This window comes from Moraxella osloensis, from assembly GCF_001553955.1.
In the GTDB taxonomy this organism is placed as follows: Bacteria; Pseudomonadota; Gammaproteobacteria; order Pseudomonadales; family Moraxellaceae; genus Faucicola; species Faucicola osloensis.
In genome coordinates, this window is the sequence record NZ_CP014234.1 from 1,381,347 (window position 1) to 1,399,573 (window position 18,227).

Genomic DNA, 18,227 nt, shown 5'->3' on the forward strand with positions numbered 1-18,227 from the left:
CGTTTCACGCTCACCTTCTGCCTTCTCTCGATAGGTTTTAGCATTAATCTGGCGAGTCAAAAAGTAAATCGCCCCAATGACGCCTATTACAATCAAAATAGAGGGCAACCAAATCGTCAAAAAACTATTGGCAACACTATTATCTTGACGTACCAAAATCAGCAACTGGTAGAGTTGATAAATAAATGCCAACGCAGCCACGCCACCAAAGATACTTGCCCAAAAAATCCAGTTGGTTGAGCGCCCCCTATCCATACGATAATTACTATTGCCAGGCCCGACCGTGACAGGGGAATTGGTATTGGTACTTAGGGTCGAAGTTTTAGTATCCATGACACGGTAATCCTTCAATTATTTTAATGAGTTAGAAAATTAGGTTATAGCGCTGCTTCTAAATAACGCGTGTCTTCGGCCAATAAGCTTGGCATAAACACATACCAAATCTGCTCATTTTGTTTAAACCCGCCATGCGTATACTGAGCGAGCGGTGAATCGTTCGGCATCTCGATAGGCTGATATTGCCGTTGGCTAAAGGTTTGGATACCCAATATCTCATCAACTTGTAAGCCACTAAAGAGCTTGGGTTGATCAATCACCAAAATCTTTTGATTGGCGGATTGGTAGTTTGAGCTTGCTGGAGGTAAACCTAAAAATTTCGACAAATTGGTAATCGGTAATAACCGTCCCCGCACATTGGCAATCCCGAGCAGCCAAGGTTTTGACAAAGGCACTGAGGTATAGGCAGGCAAAGATAGCACCTCAGCCACATCGCCAAGTGGCGCTACCAAGTGGTGGCCACCGAGCGAAAACGCCACCCCTAACCACTGGGTTTTTTGGTCAAAGTGAGCACTTTTTTGTCGTTTGATACCGCGGTCAGCGAGTCGTAAAAGCTCAATAAAGCCGTTTGAGGACACGAAACCTACTCCATCACGGAACGGATTACAGTGATTAAGGCTTCTTCTGTAATCGGCTTACTTAGATAATCTCGTGCGCCTTGGCGCTTGCCCCATACCCGGTCAGTTTCTTGGTTTTTAGTACTGATGATGACGACAGGGATATGACTGGTTTTTGGGTCACGGGTGAGTTTGCGGGTCGCTTGAAAGCCGTTCATCTCTGGCATGACCACATCCATCAAAATCACGTCTGGGAAAAACTCATTGGCTTTTTGAATGCCATCATCGCCTGTATGCGCTTCAATGACTTCGTACTGATGTCGGGTCAAAATATCCCGAAATTTTGCCATTTCTGATGGTGAATCATCAACTACTAAGATTTTGGCCATAGACTTACCCTTTTACCTGCTGATTGATTATATTAATCGCTTTATATTTTGCTGTTTTTTGTGTCTGTGCTCATGATAGCGCAACTGTTAAACATGCATCGCAAATCTATGCCCGTCTAGGTTGCAATCTGCGCTTTTATGTTAGTTATCTCTAGTTTCATCGTAGCTAGTGATTGTAAACTTTAAGTATTAACAACAGTGGTACTGGCATGTTGTTAATCTTGAGCACAGCGTATTAAGACGCAGGACGATGACGCTCAATGGCGTCAAATAGCTCTTCTTTACTAAATGGTTTGGTCAAGTACTCATCTGAGCCGACAATACGACCGCGCGCTTTATCAAACAAGCCATCTTTTGATGACAGCATAATTACGGGCTTGGCAGCAAAATCTGCGTTGTTTTTGATCAGTGAACAAGTCTGATAGCCATCGAGGCGTGGCATCATGATATCGACAAAAATCAAATCTGGGTTGCTATCCGCAATTTTTGCCAACGCATCAAAGCCATCAACAGCAGTAATCACCTCACAGCCTGCCTTGGCAAGTAACGTCTCTGCGGTACGACGAATGGTTTTTGAATCGTCAATAATCATGACTTTTAGGCCTTCAAAATTTGCATTCATAATATTTTCCTAAGGGTTGTTTCGCTATGATTTTGCTACCCACTGTCCTATAGCGATTGCTCAAAACTTTAAGTCTGGGCGTTGGGGCAGGTATCACATGATGCCATCAACGCTCAAAAGTCACTGGTACAATTTTTGACAATCAAACGAAGCTATTGTAAATAATTTTTATAAGATATAACAAATATTTCACACAGTATAGTTACAAACCAACTGTATGGTGATTATTGTTAAAATACTACCATACTTTTTTGCTGCAAAGTATGCTTAAATCGATGCACTTACCGTTCATTTTTAACATCCTGATGACCATTCAAGTTTGATCTGGTGACTGCTTTGGTAGATTGCCCATAGAGCCATGGTAATATACAGGTATTACCTGATGATAGAAACATGTTGAAATAAGCTTAGAAAAACGCATTGTACTGGTTATTTCTACATCATTTTATATTTTTTTAAGTTGATTGTTTGCGCTGAGGACGTCTCGTTCATGATAACACCGAAGTTTATCACTAAAGTTGTACCATTAAGCCTTGCCGTGGCTAGCGCTGTTATGAGTTTGAGTGGCTGCCAAAAACAGCAAAACGACAGCAAAAGCCCGCTGTCAACCCAGAACACTCAAGTCACCACCGCGTCAGCCACCACGCAAATCGCCAATAACGAGATTCAGCTGTTAGCCGCTGATGTCATCACCGCCAAAGCAGACCGTTTTGAACCGAGTGTCACCGTGACAGGGACGCTGCAGCCTTCAGACCACACAGTGGTGCAATCAACCGTGAATGCGCAAGTGCAGCAAGTGCTCGCTGATGTGGGTAAAACCGTGGCAAAAGGTGAGCCACTGGTACGACTTGATATCAGTGATAGTAAAAACCAACTCGCGCAAGCGCAAGCCGATGTTGCTGCCGCCCAAGCACAAGCTATCGTCGCCAATAAACTTGCTGAGCGTAATAAAATTTTGCTCGAGCAAGGCTTTGTCTCACAAATAGAATATGAGCGTAGTGTGGCAGATAGCATTGCCCAGCGTGAATCCATCAAAGCCAAACAAGCCCAATTAAGTAGTGCACAAAAAATGTTTGGTGATACCACGATTTATGCCCCTACCACGGGGATTGTCAGCAGTCGCAGCGTCAATGTCGGACAGGTAATCACACAGAATCAAGCCTTGATGGAAATCATTGACCCCAATAAACTTGAGTTTGCCGCCAATGTCCCTAGCGAAGCACAAACACAGCTACAACTTGGTCAACAAGTGCCTTTTACTATTAGTAATCAAACCAATCAGTACATCGGACAAATTAGCCGCATTTCGCCCCAAGTCGATGCCGCCACTCGCCAGCTGACGATTTATATCGCGGTTAAACCTTCTCAGCGTAATCGTGGACTTCGACCGGGCATGTATGCCACAGGCAAGCTTAATTATGGGGTTGCACAAGTTGGGGTATTGGTGCCGATGTCAGCGGTAATGCTTGAGTCAAAAGCCTTGGATTCTAACGCCAAAGATACGGCTAAAGGCGCAGCCAATCAATCCAGCGACCAATCCGCCACAAGTTCAACCTTAGAAACAGGCACGATTTTGGTGGTCAGTAAAGACAATGTGATTACCAAACAGCCTATTAAGGTACTCAAACACCTTGACGATACCAGTCAGTATTTAATTACTGGCATCGAGCCCAACACCACAGTGATTGTGGCAAATCTCAATGCCAATGATGTGGGTAAAAAAGTCGTGCTCAAATAGCTTACTGATAGTGTTTCATTCAATCATTTTATATTGTTAAAAATTTTGCTATTAGGAATTTGCTATGTGGCTCACCCGCGTCAGTATCAACAATCCTGTGTTTGCCGCCATGGTCATGCTCGCGCTGATGGTCATTGGCTTACTGGCAACATTTCGCATGAAAGTTGAGGAATTTCCTAATATTGAATTCCCTTTTGTGGTGGTCAATACCGTTTATAGTGGTGCTTCGCCTGAAGTCATCGAGACCGACATTACCAAAAAAATTGAAGACCAAGTCAATACCATCGCCGGTGTCAAAGAAGTGACCTCCGTCACCCAACAAGGCTTGTCACAAGTCATCGTGCAGTTTGATTTGAATATCCCGTCCGATGTTGCCGCGCAAAACGTGCGTGATAAATTGGCACTGGTGACCCCCACCTTTCGGGATGAAGTCACCACGCCTATCGTTGCGCAGTACAATCCTGCCGATGCGCCTGTGGTGTCTGTCACCTTTCGCTCTGACAAAATGTCGCTTCGGGAATTATCCACTTATTTAGACAACACGGTCAAAAAACAGCTACAAACAGTCACAGGGGTGGGTCGGGTCGATATCTTGGGGGTCGGCAGCGTCAAATCCGTGTGCTGCTCAATCCCACCCAAATGAATGCCTATAAAGTCTCAGTCAATCAAATTAGCAATGCGCTACGCTCAGAAAACGTCGAATTACCTGTCGGTACCATCAATAATCAAAACCAAGAAATGGTGATTCAAGTTAACGGGTTGGTCAAAACACCCAATGAGTTTAACCAAATCATTGTCGCCCAAAATCGTTCAAGCACGGGTGCTATCGTGCCTGTTTACCTTTCGCAAGTTGCCCAAGTCGTTGATGGGCAAGCCGAGGCTGAGTCAGCGTCGCTACAAAATGGTCAACCTGCGGTGGCAATGGATATTATCAAAATGTCGGATGCCAATGTAATTGATGTGGTTGATAAAACCCAACAGCGTCTGGCAGAAATCCAAGCGACCCTACCCCCAGGTGTCACCATGACGGTGGTCGCCGATAGCTCCAAAAGTATTCGCGGCTCGTTAAATAATGTGGTACGCACCTTGATTGAAGGGGCGATATTGGCGGTGTTTATTGTTTGGCTGTTTTTGGGCTCGTGGCGTTCGACCATCATCACCGGATTGACGCTGCCCATTTCGCTGCTCGGTACTTTAGCGGCAATTTGGACGTTTGGTTTTTCCATCAACATGATGACCCTGCTGGCGCTGGCATTATGTATCGGACTACTGATTGATGATGCGATTGTGGTGCGGGAAAACATCGTGCGCCATGTGGGTATGGGCAAACATCACCGCCAAGCGGCGCTCGATGGCACCCAAGAAATCGGGCTTGCCGTGCTAGCGACGACGCTGGTGATTGTGGCGGTATTTTTACCCGTGGCTTTTATGGGCGGGATTATCGGACGCTTTTTTTATCAGTTTGGTGTGACCGTTTCCACCGCTGTGTTGCTGTCGTTATTTGTTAGCTTCACCCTTGATCCGATGTTGTCTTCGATTTGGCCAGACCCAGATGCCGTGCACCAACATGACCGACACAATGAACGGGTATCGTTTCGCAAGCGACCGATTGCTTGGCTATTAGCGGGTTTTCAGCGCCTGTTAGATCGGTTGACCAATCTATACAGCCATATTCTTGCGTGGAGTCTACGCCATCGTTTGATAACTGTGCTGATTGCAATTGGCTCGCTGGTTGCCGCGTTTTTTGCCGTGGGGTTGGTGGGCAAAGAGTTTGTCCCGCAAGCGGATATGAATGAAATCAAAGTCAAATTTGAAACGCCTGTCAATGCCAATCTTGACTACACCCAACAAAAAGCAGCACAAGTCAACGCAGTATTACAAAGTTTTCCTGAAGTGACCAATACCTATGCCACGGTGAATGCGCTATCTTATAGCGGTAAAAACCGTGTGCAAGTCAATGTATCATTAGTACCTAAAGATGAGCGCACGCGCGGATTAGATGCCTTAAACCGTGCCATGCGTGAGCAATTGCAGCAGGTAGGCGGTATCAAAGTCACCTCAGTGGCAGCCGCTGACATGGCGGTCAGCGGTGGTCTTAAACCGATTATGATATCCATCAAAGGCAATGACCTAGATGAGCTGCAACGTTTATCCAATGAGTTTATGCAAAAACTCTCGAACGTCAATGGCTTGGTAGATTTGGAAAGCACGCTTAAACAGCCCAAATCAATGGTCAATGTCACCATTAACCGAGAAGCAGCAAATGACGCCGGTCTTTCGATTGGGCAAATCGGACAAGCATTACGACCGCTGCTGGCTGGTGACAATGTGACCACCTTTAAAGATGACAACGGCAATAATATCGATGTCAACGTGCGCTTAAATGACGACAACCGCCAGACCATCTCACAACTACAGTCCATGTACTTGTCATCAAGCCGTATGGATCAAAATGGTCAGCCCATGCTAGTGCCGCTATCGCAAGTGGCGAATTTTAGTGAAACCTTGGGTGCACCGCAAATCAACCGCCGTTCGCTGTTTCGTGAGGTGGTAGTCCAAGCCAACACGGATGGCAGACCGGCAGGTGATATCGGCGCGGATATCACAAAAATCCAAAACGAAATGAAACTGCCACCCGGTTACAGCTTTGCGGTACAAGGCTCTAACAAGGACATGGCAGAATCCATCGGCTACGCGACAACCGCGCTTGGACTGGCAATCGTGTTTATTTATATGTTGTTAGGGTCACAGTTTAATAGCTTTTTATACCCTGTGGCGATTATGGCATCGCTGCCGTTATCGCTAATTGGGGTGTTCTTTGCGTTATTTTTATTTGGCTCTAGTCTTAATATGTTTTCTATCATCGGCATTATCATGCTAATGGGATTGGTGTGTAAAAATGCGATTTTGCTCATTGATTTTATTAAAGAATCTTTATCAAACGGTTTGAGCCGTACAGAAGCCATTATGCTGGCAGGGCAAACGCGCCTGCGCCCCATTTTGATGACTACCGCTGCCATGGTGATGGGGATGATACCGCTGGCACTGGGCATTGGTGAAGGGTCGGAGCAGCAAGCACCAATGGCACACGCTATTATTGGCGGGGTGATTACTTCAACCTTATTGACCTTGATTGTGGTGCCGGTGATTTATACCTATTTAGATGACGGCAAACAGCGGTTTTTTCGGTTATTTGCTAAAAAGAAAACAAAAACCCTTGCAATAGAGCGCCAAGACTCACTTTAAGCAATAATTCATTACAATTTTATACAGTGTAAAGAAACTTAAGAATGAGTAGCCCAGTACAATTTTAAGTTGGGCTATGCATTAATTGGGCTGTGTGGTTGATAGCTGTATGATTAACAGCTAAGAAGTTTTATAAATCTGTGTAACACACTATCATATTGGCACTCTCTTGCTTTATGATAATAGTATCTTGATTGATGATAGAAGCCTGGCTTTGATAAGCAAAAGCAATAATAACAACTGATTTATTTTTAGAGATTTTTTGGAGTTGGTGATGGAAGAAAATAATAGTGGTACTAAAACCGTACTATTGATTGAGGATGATCCAGATTTAGCCGAGTTAATTAGCGAATATTTGGGCATGAATTATTATGAAGTTCAGCATGCGCCAACCGCAACAGAAGGGCTAGAAACACTATTTAACCCTGCAAAATCCATTGATTTGGTGATTTTAGATTTGATGTTGCCGGATATGGATGGTATGCAAGTGTGTCAACGTATTCGTCAGCACAAAGATAGCCGCCTGGCGCAAACGGCGATTATCATGCTCACCGCCAAAGGTGACACCACTGACCGTGTACTGGGTCTTGAGATGGGCGCGGATGATTATGTCTCAAAACCATTTGAACCGCGTGAACTATTGGCGCGTATCCGTGCGGTCATGCGCCGTCACGATCTGCCGCTTCACCAGCAAAAAGAAGATAACTTAGTATTTGGTCGCTTAAAGGTTTATCCAGACAGCCATGAAGTGACGATTGATGATGAGCCGGTGCGTTTGACCACCCACCAGTTTCAATTATTGCATTACTTTGCTACCCACTCGGGTAAAGTACTGAGCCGTGAACAGCTTTGGCATGCAATGCCAAACGATGACAGCAGTGATAACATTGACCGTGCCATTGATGTACATATTTCGCGTCTGCGTGCGCTGATTGAAGACAATCCTCGTCAGCCAAAACGCATTATTACGGTGCGTGGTGTCGGCTATCAGTTTGCCACTGACCAAGTTTAAGATTGTAGGATTGCTTGACAAATTTAACACGCAAAAGGTCATCATCCTTGGTTATTTATGCTAGCAAAGCTATTATAATAGCCAATGATGACCCACGATTTTGGATTCTGTGTGCGACTTAGCGGCATAAAATTTAACAGTGTATTTAGTAAGTTATTTGCCAGCGTTATGCTGGCATTGGTCATTTTTGCTGGGGCAATGGTAGTTTTAAGCCATTTGGTACACGATACTTCTGCCAATACCCGCCACCAAGTCATTGCCAATCAAGTCACCCAGCAGCTAGATCCGTTACTAGCTGAGCTACGTACCGCTCAAGACCAACAAAAAAATCTCGAAACCCGCTATCTACTTGCCCTATTGCGTCGTAGTTTTAATATCTACAGCGATTCACTGAACGCTAAATTTGGTCTATATGATGGCAAAAGTGGCGAAGCGATTATGATCATGCGTGGGCTGCCTGCCACCTTACCGCCAAACCCGCCATTTTTTTCCTCTTTGTTTCCTAGAGATGATCCAAAACACCCGACCGAAATTCAAGTCAATAGCCAATCAGGTTATGTGCTGTTATACCAATCAAAACTTAGTAGCCGCCCTGCTATTTCGCCTGCGATTAATTTATTGACAGGTACTTTGCTACTGCTACTCATCATGTCGGGCATGTTATGGATGATTGCCCGCACCATGACATGGCGTATCAATCAGCTAAGTCGGCAAATCACCCAATTGGGTGATGGTGATTTCTCTGCCCGTGTCACGCCCGTGGGTAACGATGAGATTACCTTGTTGGCACGCGGTTTTAACCAAACCGCCGAGCGTATCGAAACCTTGATGAATGCCAATAAACTGCTGTTAGCCCATGCCTCGCATGAGATTCGCACACCGATTACCCGTATTCGTCTACAAGTTGAAATGATGACCATGCTGGCAAGTCAGTTTGACAAAACCATACAAGATAAAGTACAAAAACGTGCCGATGCCATCAACCGTGATTTGACGGGTCTTAATGATTTGGTGGAAAGTATTTTGCTCGTCAGTCGTATGGATGCCGGTCATGCGATAGAAAAAGTAGAAGACGTCGATTTATATGAGTTAATTAAAAACGAGATTCAGCACTACCCACAAGCTACCTTTACGGGTGGTCACGTTATCATCCAAGGGCAAGCCAAACTTCTCACCCACCTTGTGCGTAATTTGCTCGACAATGCCCATCTTCATGGCATCCCACCTGTGAGCGTACAGCTGTATGCCATTGATGATGCGGGTAATCAACTGGCAATTGATGCCCTACCAACCATCCAAGAGCATACAAAAGATACCCATGCAGAAAAACATAACGATGTTCAAAAAGATAAAGTGGCTTTGCCCGTCCCTATAAAAGATACCACCAGTGACCTTACAGACGGCGATGGCATCACCGTTGACGCTGAAATGTCATCGACGAATAGTCCCGCCGCAACGGTCACAGCAGATAGCGAAGCAATTTCGAGCAAACTGGCTAACAAACCAAAAAATAAATCGTCTATTTTTTCCCGTAAAAAATCTGACATTGTGCACCTGCCAGAATTTCATCAGGTGTGTATTGCGGTTATCGACCAAGGTACAGGCATTCCTGAAGACAAACGCAGCGATATTTTCAGTCCATTTGTACGGCTACAACAAGAGAAAAAAGGCTCAGGGCTCGGGCTATCTTTGGTCGCGCAGATTGTCAAAGCCCATGGCGGTCGTATTATCACCGACACATTGCATGGTCATACCCGCTTTTTGGTCACATTACCTATCACCCAATCGTAATCGCTTTTATCTCTGCTTATAGTTTTGTCACAATTTTTTTCGGTTTTCTCCTCTATTATTCATATAAACCTACCATTCGGCATTTATTTATTCATTAAAGCGACTAAACGCTGACGACGAGCTGTGCTAAAATTACCTTCTTTTAGCCACTGCAAAATTTTTTATTATCATGATTACCATTGATAACGTTACCAAACGCTTCCAAACCCAAGATGGCAACTGGTTTACCGCGGTAGAGCCGACATCGCTCACAATCCAACAAGGCGAGATTTTTGGCTTGATGGGTTATTCTGGCGCAGGCAAATCTACTTTGCTACGCTTGATTAATTTACTTGAACGCCCAGATAGCGGCACTGTTACCATCGATGGCAAGGAACTGACCTCGCTATCCACCCATGATTTGCGCCATGCTCGTCAAAATATCGGGATGATTTTTCAGCAGTTTAATCTGATGGCAAATCGCACGGTGGCACAAAACATTGCCTTTCCCCTAGAAATTGCCGGTTGGGAAAAAACAGCCATCATGCCGCGGGTGATGGAATGTCTTGAAATTGTCGATTTGGTCAATCGCGCCAACCACTATCCCGCCCAGCTCTCTGGCGGTCAAAAACAGCGGGCAGGTATCGCACGCGCCTTAGCACCCAAGCCTCATGTAATGCTCGCCGATGAGCCCACCTCAGCTCTCGACCCTGCGACAACAAAATCGGTGTTAGCCTGTCTCAAGGATATTAATGACAAGTTTAACGTCACTATCGTGATTGTGACCCATGAAATGTCGGTGATTCGCAAGCTGTGTAACCGCGTTGCTCTGCTTGATAAAGGCAGATTGCTAGAAGTCGCTGACGTACATTCGGGGCAAATTCATGCCACCACGCCGATTGGGCAACTGCTAATCAGTGATGATTAACGGCGCACAAACATGGTCGATGACTGGATAATTTTTTAAGTTTTAAATTGAATCGTTGGGTAATTTCATGGCAAATACATTAACTTGGCAAAGCGCGGTTGATAATCTTTTGGGGATGAAGGCAGAAATTTGGCAAGCGTTTTGGGAGACGCTGATTATGGTGGGTATCTCAACGGCTGCGTCAGTTATCTTTGGTACCTTGCTTGGCGTCGCGCTATTTTTGACCAGTAAAAATCAGCTCGCCGACAACAAATCGCTGTATGCAGGACTTGGCAACTTTACCAATATCATGCGTGCTTTTCCGTTTGTGATTTTGATGATTGTGATTATTCCTGTCACTCGCCTCATTGTCGGTACCACCATCGGTCCAATCGCGGCATCGCTTGCTTTGAGTGTCGCAGGTATTTTCTACTTTGCTAGGCTCGTTGAGCAAAATCTGCGTGATGTGCCAAAAGGTATCATCGAAGCGGCGTTATCGATGGGTGCAAGTACAGGGACGATTATTCGTAACGTGTTATTGGTTGAGTCACGCTCAAGTTTGATTTTGAGTATTACTACCTTGATGATTAGTTTACTCTCTTACAGTGCGGCAGCGGGTATGATTGGCGGTGGCGGTCTTGGTGATTTGGCGATTCGTTATGGTTATAACCGCTATCAAAATGACGTGATGATTTTTATGGTGATTTTATTGGTGGTGATGGTGATTATCATCCAATCGGTTGGTAATATTTTGGCGCACCGTTTGGATAAACGTTAATTTTAGCTGATAGCGGTTTAAAAAATTGTTATTGATGGTTTTTCTAAGAATTATGAAAAAATTTCATATCCATAGGTTAACTCTCAATAACATTTTTTTTATGAATATGTTAAGGTAAGCTGATTATTTTGTCCGTTTATTTTTTCTTTTTTGGAGGAAGGTATGAAATTAACGCATTTATCAAGCCATATCGCGCAGCTATTAGCAACTGTAGGGGTGGCAGGGATTGCCCTAGTCGGTTGTAGCAAACCTGAAAGCAAAACCGAAACCACAGCACAAGCCAGCACCACCACAACTACAACCACGACCACCGCAAGCTCAACGACTACCACAGCAGCGGCAAGCACAGGTATCGACCCGAATAAATCTGAAATTGTAATTGGTACTACTGTGGGCGACTTTGGTGACATGGTCAAAAACTCTGTCAAACCGCAGTTAGAAAAACAAGGCTATAAAGTCAGATTGGTTGAATTCTCTGACTATGTGCGCCCAAATAAAGCCTTAGCGGATGGCGATATTGATATCAACGTGTTCCAACACAAACCTTATCTTGATACTTTCAAAAAAGACAACAACCTAGATATCGTTGAAGTCTTCCAAGTACCTACCGCACCGCTTGGCATCTACCCAGGTAAATTAAATGACCTAAAACAAGTCAAAGACGGTACCACCGTGGCTGTACCAAACGATCCAAGCAACTTTGCACGCGCGCTGGTAATGCTCAACGAACTGGGCTGGGTAAAACTTAAAGCCAATATCAACCCACTGACCGCATCAAAAAATGATATCGCAGAAAACCCAAAAAATATCAAATTGGTAGAGCTAGAAGCGGCACAATTACCACGTGCGCGCTCTGACGTTGACTTTGCAGTCATCAATGGTAACTATGCGACCAGCTCAGGTATCAAATTGACTGAAGCGCTGTTCCAAGAACCCAGCTATGCGTATGTCAACTGGTCAGCGATTCGCACCAAAGACAAAGACACACAATGGGTAAAAGACGTGACCAATGCGTATAATTCAGAAGAATTTAAACAATACGCCCACAAAACTTTCCCAGGTTACAAATACCCAGCTATCTGGCGTGAGAACCCTGCGACACCAGCAGCTGCCAGTGCCACCGCCTCTGCTGCCAAATAGTGGCATCATTGGCATAAAAAAAAGAAGCATTCAGCTTCTTTTTTTATGGTCAAAATGCGGTAATTGATTTTAAAATACCCAAATTAACTGAAAATAATCTAAAAATAATAAAGCGCGTTATTCTGTGAATAGTTTATCTTCAATACTGCGACGCATTTTTTGCCCCGCTTTAAAGGTAACAACGCGGCGCGCTGTGACATGAACCATCTCGCCAGTCTTTGGGTTGCGACCTGGACGCTGGCTTTTATCCTTAATCTCAAAGTTACCAAAACCCGATAGCTTGACTTGGTGACCTTTGGTCAACGTGTCTGACAACTCTGAAAAAAAACTCTCCACAAATGCGCGGCTGTCTTGGCGCGTCATGCCCAAATTTTCCATCAAATGATTGATCATTTCTAATTTGGTTAAGGTTTTTCCTTCAACTTGCATATTCATTATCATACCCACCCTACTAAATGTTCCTATTCTAGCGATTCTAGCAAATACAGTCGATAGTTATTTTTACTTTAAAATCAAAGAAAAACATTGTATCGACTGGCATAATTTGCTAGTCCAAGATTACATACGTAGCGTTGCGTGATACTGCTCATGTAGCGCAGCGATGACAGCTTCCATTTGTGCATTGATACGCTCGTCAGAAAGCGTGGCATCGAGGTCTTGCCAGACCAGTGCAAAAGCAAGCGATTGTTGGTTTTCAGGCAAATTACTGCCAGCATATACATCAAACAACCACACATCTTTTAATAGCTCGCCCCCGACTTGTTTGATAGTATCCTTCATTGATTGCATAGCAATCGACTTGTCTACCACCACGGCGATATCACGGCGTACTTGTGGGAATTTACTTGGCGTCATGATGGTCAATGCCTGTTGGTGCATGTCAATGACCATCTGTAAGTTTAGCTGCGCCACCCAAGTGGTCGGCAAATCCAAGGCTTTGGCAATCTGTGGGTGCAACTGACCCAACCAGCCAATCACCTTGCCTTGGTAGTGTACATCGGCACTTTGACCGGGGTGTAAAAACGGCTGCTCGCTACGTTGATAACGGATAGCAGACTGGGCAAACCGTGGAAAAACCGATTCGACGTCATTTTTTAGGTCGTAAAAATCCATCACACGATTGTCATGATGCTGCTCTGGATGAGTGCTGCCGACTGCCACCATCGCCAAAGTGTCAACTTGGTTTAAGCTTGCGATATCACTGCCATCAAAACGCAGACCCGTCTCAAACAGACGCACGCGGTTTTGTTGACGGTTTAAGTTATATTGCACACAAGGCAACAAACTAGACAGCAGGGTACGACGCATGACCGCTAAGTCACTTGAGATTGGATTGGCAAGCGCGAGTGGTGCAGCAAAATGCGCCCCATCAAACAACGCTTCGACTTTGGCATCACTAAAACTAAAACTCACCGCTTCAAAATAACCTTGATTGACCAATGCCATTTTCAGATTGTGCAAATCATTTTGGCGTTTATTGTCAAACAAGTTACTGGTAAACGCCGGCAGTTTGTTGGCAATATTGTTATAGCCATAAATGCGGGCGACTTCTTCAATCAAATCTTCGGGTAAGGCGATATCAAAACGATGACTTGGCGGCGTGGCAACCAGATTTTCGCCTTGTAACTCGGTGCTGATTTGTAGACTATTTAAAATCTCAATGGCTTTGTCAGTGGCAATATCCGCGCCTAATAATTTATTGATACTGACAATCGGTAGCGTCACTGGGGTACGTTTTGGCAGTTCAGCGGTGTTTTCAACTAGCGTGATTTGACCGACCCTAACCTCACTTGAGCCATTGCCAAATGTCGCCAATAGATTGACGGCGCGGTCGAGTGCCAATTTTGGCAATTCAAAATCAACACCCCGCTCAAAACGCTGTGACGCATCGGTATGCAAGCCAAAACGGCGCGCTTTACCTGCAATCGCCAACTGTTTGAAAAATGCACTCTCGATTACCACTCGGGTCGTGCTATCGGTCACTGCAGTGCGAAGTCCACCCATGATTCCCGCTAACGCAATAACCCCTTGTTCATCGGCAATCACCAGCTCGTCACCTTGTAAGGTAATGGTTTGCTCATTTAAAAGCTCAAGGGTTTCGCCTTGTTGGGCATGGCGCACGGTAATTGCGCCCACCAACTTATCGGCATCAAACGCATGCAGCGGCTGACCGAGCTCAAGTAGTACATAATTGGTGACATCCACCAGTAAATTACGTGGCTTGACGCCTGAGGCATTTAGGGCTTGTTTCATCCAATCAGGTGATGGCGTCGTGCCTGTCAGCCCACTGACCAGTTGCGCGTAATAACGTGGGCAGTCGGTGGTCTCTACCCTAACCGCTTGGCTGTCGTTGTCGGTCACAGCTGCGGTGATGTGGTCAAAGGGTAGTTGAAATGTTAAATCATTGAGCACGGCAAGCTCACGGGCGATACCGCGCACACTAAAACAGTCGCCACGGTTTGGGGTGATTGAAATATCTAGCACATGATTGTCTAAGCCAAGATACGCTCGGATATCCATGCCAATCGGTGCGTCTTGTGGCAAAATTAGCAAGCCATCAACACCATCATCACAGTCAATCTCGCTACCACCACACAGCATGCCATGCGACTCTACGCCGCGCAGTTTGCCTTTTTTAATGTTAAAGGGTTCATCCCCTTGCGCAGGCGGCAGTTTGGCGCCCACCAGTGCCACAGGTACACGCACGCCAGCGGCGACATTGGGTGCACCGCAAACGATTTGTAGGGGTGCTTCGCTATGCTCACCGACATTCACTTTGGCAACGCGCAGTTTATCAGCATCGGGGTGTTGGATGACGTCAATCACCTCACCGACCACCACACCACTAAAGTCTTTGGCAACTTTATCCAAGCTATCAAGCTCTAAGCCTGCCATCGTCAGTTGTTCGCCAATTTGCTCAGCGCTTAAGTTTGGGTTTGCCCATTGGCGTAACCAGTTTTCGCTAATTTTCATTGTTTTCCCCTAAGCAAACTGCTTTAAAAATCTGACATCATTTTGATAGAACAAGCGCAAATCATTCACCCCATAATACAGCATGGCAAAGCGCTCAATCCCCATCCCAAATGCAAAACCTTGGTATTTGGTCGGGTCAATACCGCTATCGGACAATACCTTTGGATGCACCATACCGCAGCCCATCACTTCTAGCCACTTGCCCCCACCTGCATAAGTATCGGCAAGGATATCCACTTCCGCAGACGGCTCAGTAAATGGAAAATACGACGGGCGAAAACGCACCGTGAGCTTGCGACCAAAAAACGCCTGCAAAAACTCATGAATCAAGCCTTTTAACTCAGCAAAATTGGTCGATTCACTGACATACAAACCTTCAAGCTGATGAAACATCGGCGAGTGCGTTTGGTCGCTGTCGTTGCGATACACGCGTCCTGGACAGATGATACGAATCGGCAGGTTGCCTTTTTCCATGGTGCGAATTTGCACCGAACTGGTATGGGTACGTAACACATAATTGGCATTAAAATGCTGTTTTTCAAAATAAAAGGTATCGTGCATGGCGCGCGCTGGGTGATGGCTTGGAATATTTAGCGCTTCAAAGTTGTAGTAGTCGCTCTCAACTTCAGGGCCTGTTGCGACTTCAAAACCTGCTTGACGGAAAAACCCTTGCATACGCTCAGCGGTCATGGTGACAGGGTGCAAATTACCCGCTTGTTGTCCACGTGCAGGCAGGGTGATGTCAATGGATTCGCTGGCAAGTTTGGCAGCCAAGGCTTTGGCATCTAAATCGCTTTGCGCTTGTTGTAGGCTGTCATTGATTTGGGTACGTACTTGATGCAGCATACCACCAATGGTCTTTTTGCCGTCGGCATCGAGTCCGCCCAGCTGTTTCGACCAGGTGGTCAAATGGCTTTTTTTGCCGGTTAAAGTCACGCGGATGTTTTGTAGGTCTTGGGGGTTTTGTGCGGTGCTGATTAAGGCTTTGGCATCTTGAACAAATTGGGTAAATTGGTCTTGGGTGATATCGGTTAAATTTTCAGAATATTGGATAAGTTTGTCAGTCGTTATTTCTGTCATGAGCGTTGCAATCTTGGTTATCAATAGTGATAGGCATTTTAACTAAAATATGGCGATAAAAAAAGCCATTAAGCTTGCACTTAATGGCTTTTTGAAAAATTGCTTTAAAACAAATTAAGCAGCCAGTGCTTGTTTTGCTTTTTCTGCCAATGCCGTAAAACCTTGCGCATCATGCATAGCGATGTCTGCTAATACACGGCGGTCGATTTCGATGCTGGCTTTTTTCAGACCGTTAATCATACGGCTGTAGCTTAAGCCATTTAAGCGCGCACCCGCGTTGATACGTGCAATCCATAAACGACGGAATGAACGTTTTTTGTTACGACGGTCACGATACGCATATTGACCAGCTTTGGTAACTGCTTGTACAGCAACACGGAAAACACGAGAACGCGCACCGTAATAACCTTTTGCACGAGCCAATACTTTTTTATGACGGCGATTTGCCTGTACACCACGTTTTACACGAGCCATAATTTACTCCTAAAGTTTTGTAATATCAGTTGATTGAATACCTGTGAACTTATGTTTATCATAAATTATAGGTAAGGACACATACGGTAAACACGTTTCTCATCAGACACGTGTACCAATTTGCATCCACGTAATTGACGGATACGCTTAGGAGATTTTTTGGTCAAAATGTGGCGTTTGAATGCTTGTTTGCGTTTGATACCGTTACCAGTTTTTTTAAAACGCTTGGCAGCACCACGGCGAGTTTTTAATTTCATGATAGCCTCTTGTTCGTTTTTGACAAAGATTAAACATCTTTATCAAGTGAAGTTAACCTGTTTGTCAAAAAATCCTCATCACACTGGATTTTTTGCCTTGAGGTGGGAGGCGGTATTTTATCAAAAATCATTGGTGAATGCACGCAATTGTTAAAACTAATTTTTTCTTTGACATCCATTTTATTCATGCTACTTTAACATTTCTTTACTATAGTAGATTTTTATCCGGTCAGTTTTTATAAGATTTTAAAAAAATCCATGATATCAATCATCTATCATAAATTACTTGGCAAACCTATCATGAGATTACCTTAATTAAGTTAACAACTTAATTTACAAAAACTGGGGCTCAGTTGGCTAAAAGTGATAAGTAAGCCCTATTTTGGACACAGTTTGCGTTAGTTCGTTTAACCTTAAGGTATTTATCGTTCGCAGGCTTTTGTAAAGTTTAACGTGTAATGCTATTTCATCAACATCATGAGGTTACAATTCTTGTCAACGTTAAGCACAAATATTGAAGTTGCCCATTTCGTGTTTGAGACCGTCATGCGCGTGCGCAATACCGAAATTGGATTAGCACAACATTTAACGGTTGAAAATTTGGTGGCATTGCTTACCGAAGCCCGTTTTCGTTTTTTATATTCAAAAAGTATTAAGGAAGTTAATGCTGAGTACCAAGGCTTGGTCATTAATCATATCGAGACCCAAATCCTTGATCGGGCACGGGCGCGTGAAGAACTGTTGTTTGAGGTTGGCGTACAGCATTTAACCGATTTGGGTGGTGATTTTGTGTTTAAAGTCTCGCGGATGTTTGATGGGTCATTGGTGGCGTATGCCAAAATGGGCTTTGTGGCGTATGACTATCGTCAAAGCCAAGAAATCCCGTTATCAGCTGCCATCAAAGAAGCCTTAGATGTGAAACCCTTTGAGATTTAGGGCTTGATGAAT

General features: G+C 44.7%; 15 protein-coding genes and 1 pseudogene. 8 read left to right on the plus strand and 8 right to left on the minus strand.

Going from position 1 to position 18,227, the window contains the following annotated elements; translation table 11 throughout:
• Positions 1-377: 377 nt before the first annotated feature.
• From AXE82_RS06015 to pilG, 3 genes are all read right to left on the minus strand, one after another.
• Entirely contained in the window at positions 378-914 is a 537-nt protein-coding gene (locus tag AXE82_RS06015) for a chemotaxis protein CheW (protein WP_062332551.1), read from the minus strand.
• Between the two features lie 5 nt (positions 915-919).
• Positions 920-1,282 (minus strand): response regulator, encoded by a 363-nt coding sequence (locus tag AXE82_RS06020; protein ID WP_036592735.1) that lies wholly within the window; start codon positions 1,280-1,282, stop codon positions 920-922.
• 235 nt (positions 1,283-1,517) lie between these two features.
• On the minus strand, positions 1,518-1,904 hold the full coding sequence (pilG, locus tag AXE82_RS06025) for a twitching motility response regulator PilG (RefSeq protein WP_062332554.1): 387 nt from the start codon (positions 1,902-1,904) through the stop codon (positions 1,518-1,520).
• 490 nt (positions 1,905-2,394) lie between these two features.
• Here pilG and AXE82_RS06030 point away from each other — a divergent pair, with 490 nt between their 5' ends.
• From AXE82_RS06030 to AXE82_RS06060, 7 genes and pseudogenes are all read left to right on the plus strand, one after another.
• Entirely contained in the window at positions 2,395-3,642 is a 1,248-nt protein-coding gene (locus AXE82_RS06030) for an efflux RND transporter periplasmic adaptor subunit (RefSeq protein WP_197931440.1), read from the plus strand.
• Between the two features lie 64 nt (positions 3,643-3,706).
• A pseudogene (locus AXE82_RS06035) lies at positions 3,707-6,888 on the plus strand (efflux RND transporter permease subunit).
• A 274-nt stretch (positions 6,889-7,162) separates the two neighbouring features.
• Positions 7,163-7,900, plus strand: a complete 738-nt coding sequence (locus AXE82_RS06040; RefSeq protein WP_062332572.1) for a response regulator transcription factor — start codon at positions 7,163-7,165, stop codon at positions 7,898-7,900.
• Between the two features lie 168 nt (positions 7,901-8,068).
• Complete coding sequence (locus tag AXE82_RS06045; RefSeq protein WP_228140550.1) at positions 8,069-9,691, plus strand: sensor histidine kinase; 1,623 nt, start codon at positions 8,069-8,071, stop codon at positions 9,689-9,691.
• A gap of 169 nt (positions 9,692-9,860) precedes the next feature.
• Positions 9,861-10,598 (plus strand): methionine ABC transporter ATP-binding protein, encoded by a 738-nt coding sequence (locus AXE82_RS06050; RefSeq protein ID WP_062332574.1) that lies wholly within the window; start codon positions 9,861-9,863, stop codon positions 10,596-10,598.
• A 67-nt stretch (positions 10,599-10,665) separates the two neighbouring features.
• Complete coding sequence (locus AXE82_RS06055; protein WP_062332577.1) at positions 10,666-11,355, plus strand: methionine ABC transporter permease; 690 nt, start codon at positions 10,666-10,668, stop codon at positions 11,353-11,355.
• Between the two features lie 162 nt (positions 11,356-11,517).
• Complete coding sequence (locus AXE82_RS06060; RefSeq protein ID WP_062332580.1) at positions 11,518-12,495, plus strand: MetQ/NlpA family ABC transporter substrate-binding protein; 978 nt, start codon at positions 11,518-11,520, stop codon at positions 12,493-12,495.
• A gap of 117 nt (positions 12,496-12,612) precedes the next feature.
• On the opposite strand, the gene AXE82_RS06065 is transcribed toward AXE82_RS06060, so the two are convergent.
• The 5 genes from AXE82_RS06065 to rpmI all read right to left on the minus strand — a co-directional run bounded on the left by AXE82_RS06065 (position 12,613) and on the right by rpmI (position 17,282).
• Complete coding sequence (locus tag AXE82_RS06065; protein ID WP_062332582.1) at positions 12,613-12,930, minus strand: integration host factor subunit alpha; 318 nt, start codon at positions 12,928-12,930, stop codon at positions 12,613-12,615.
• 123 nt (positions 12,931-13,053) lie between these two features.
• Positions 13,054-15,468: a phenylalanine--tRNA ligase subunit beta gene (pheT, locus tag AXE82_RS06070; RefSeq protein ID WP_062332584.1), complete on the minus strand. Its 2,415-nt coding sequence runs from the start codon at positions 15,466-15,468 to the stop codon at positions 13,054-13,056.
• A 9-nt stretch (positions 15,469-15,477) separates the two neighbouring features.
• Entirely contained in the window at positions 15,478-16,548 is a 1,071-nt protein-coding gene (pheS, locus tag AXE82_RS06075; RefSeq protein WP_062332587.1) for a phenylalanine--tRNA ligase subunit alpha, read from the minus strand.
• A 114-nt stretch (positions 16,549-16,662) separates the two neighbouring features.
• Complete coding sequence (gene rplT / locus AXE82_RS06080; protein ID WP_007117209.1) at positions 16,663-17,022, minus strand: 50S ribosomal protein L20; 360 nt, start codon at positions 17,020-17,022, stop codon at positions 16,663-16,665.
• 65 nt (positions 17,023-17,087) lie between these two features.
• Positions 17,088-17,282, minus strand: a complete 195-nt coding sequence (gene rpmI, locus AXE82_RS06085; protein WP_036604595.1) for a 50S ribosomal protein L35 — start codon at positions 17,280-17,282, stop codon at positions 17,088-17,090.
• Between the two features lie 489 nt (positions 17,283-17,771).
• On the opposite strand from rpmI, the gene AXE82_RS06090 reads away from it, so the two are divergent.
• Positions 17,772-18,215 carry an acyl-CoA thioesterase gene (locus AXE82_RS06090; RefSeq protein WP_082741428.1) on the plus strand — a complete coding sequence of 148 codons (444 nt, stop codon included), beginning with the start codon at positions 17,772-17,774 and terminating at the stop codon, positions 18,213-18,215.
• The last annotated feature ends 12 nt before the right edge of the window (positions 18,216-18,227 follow it).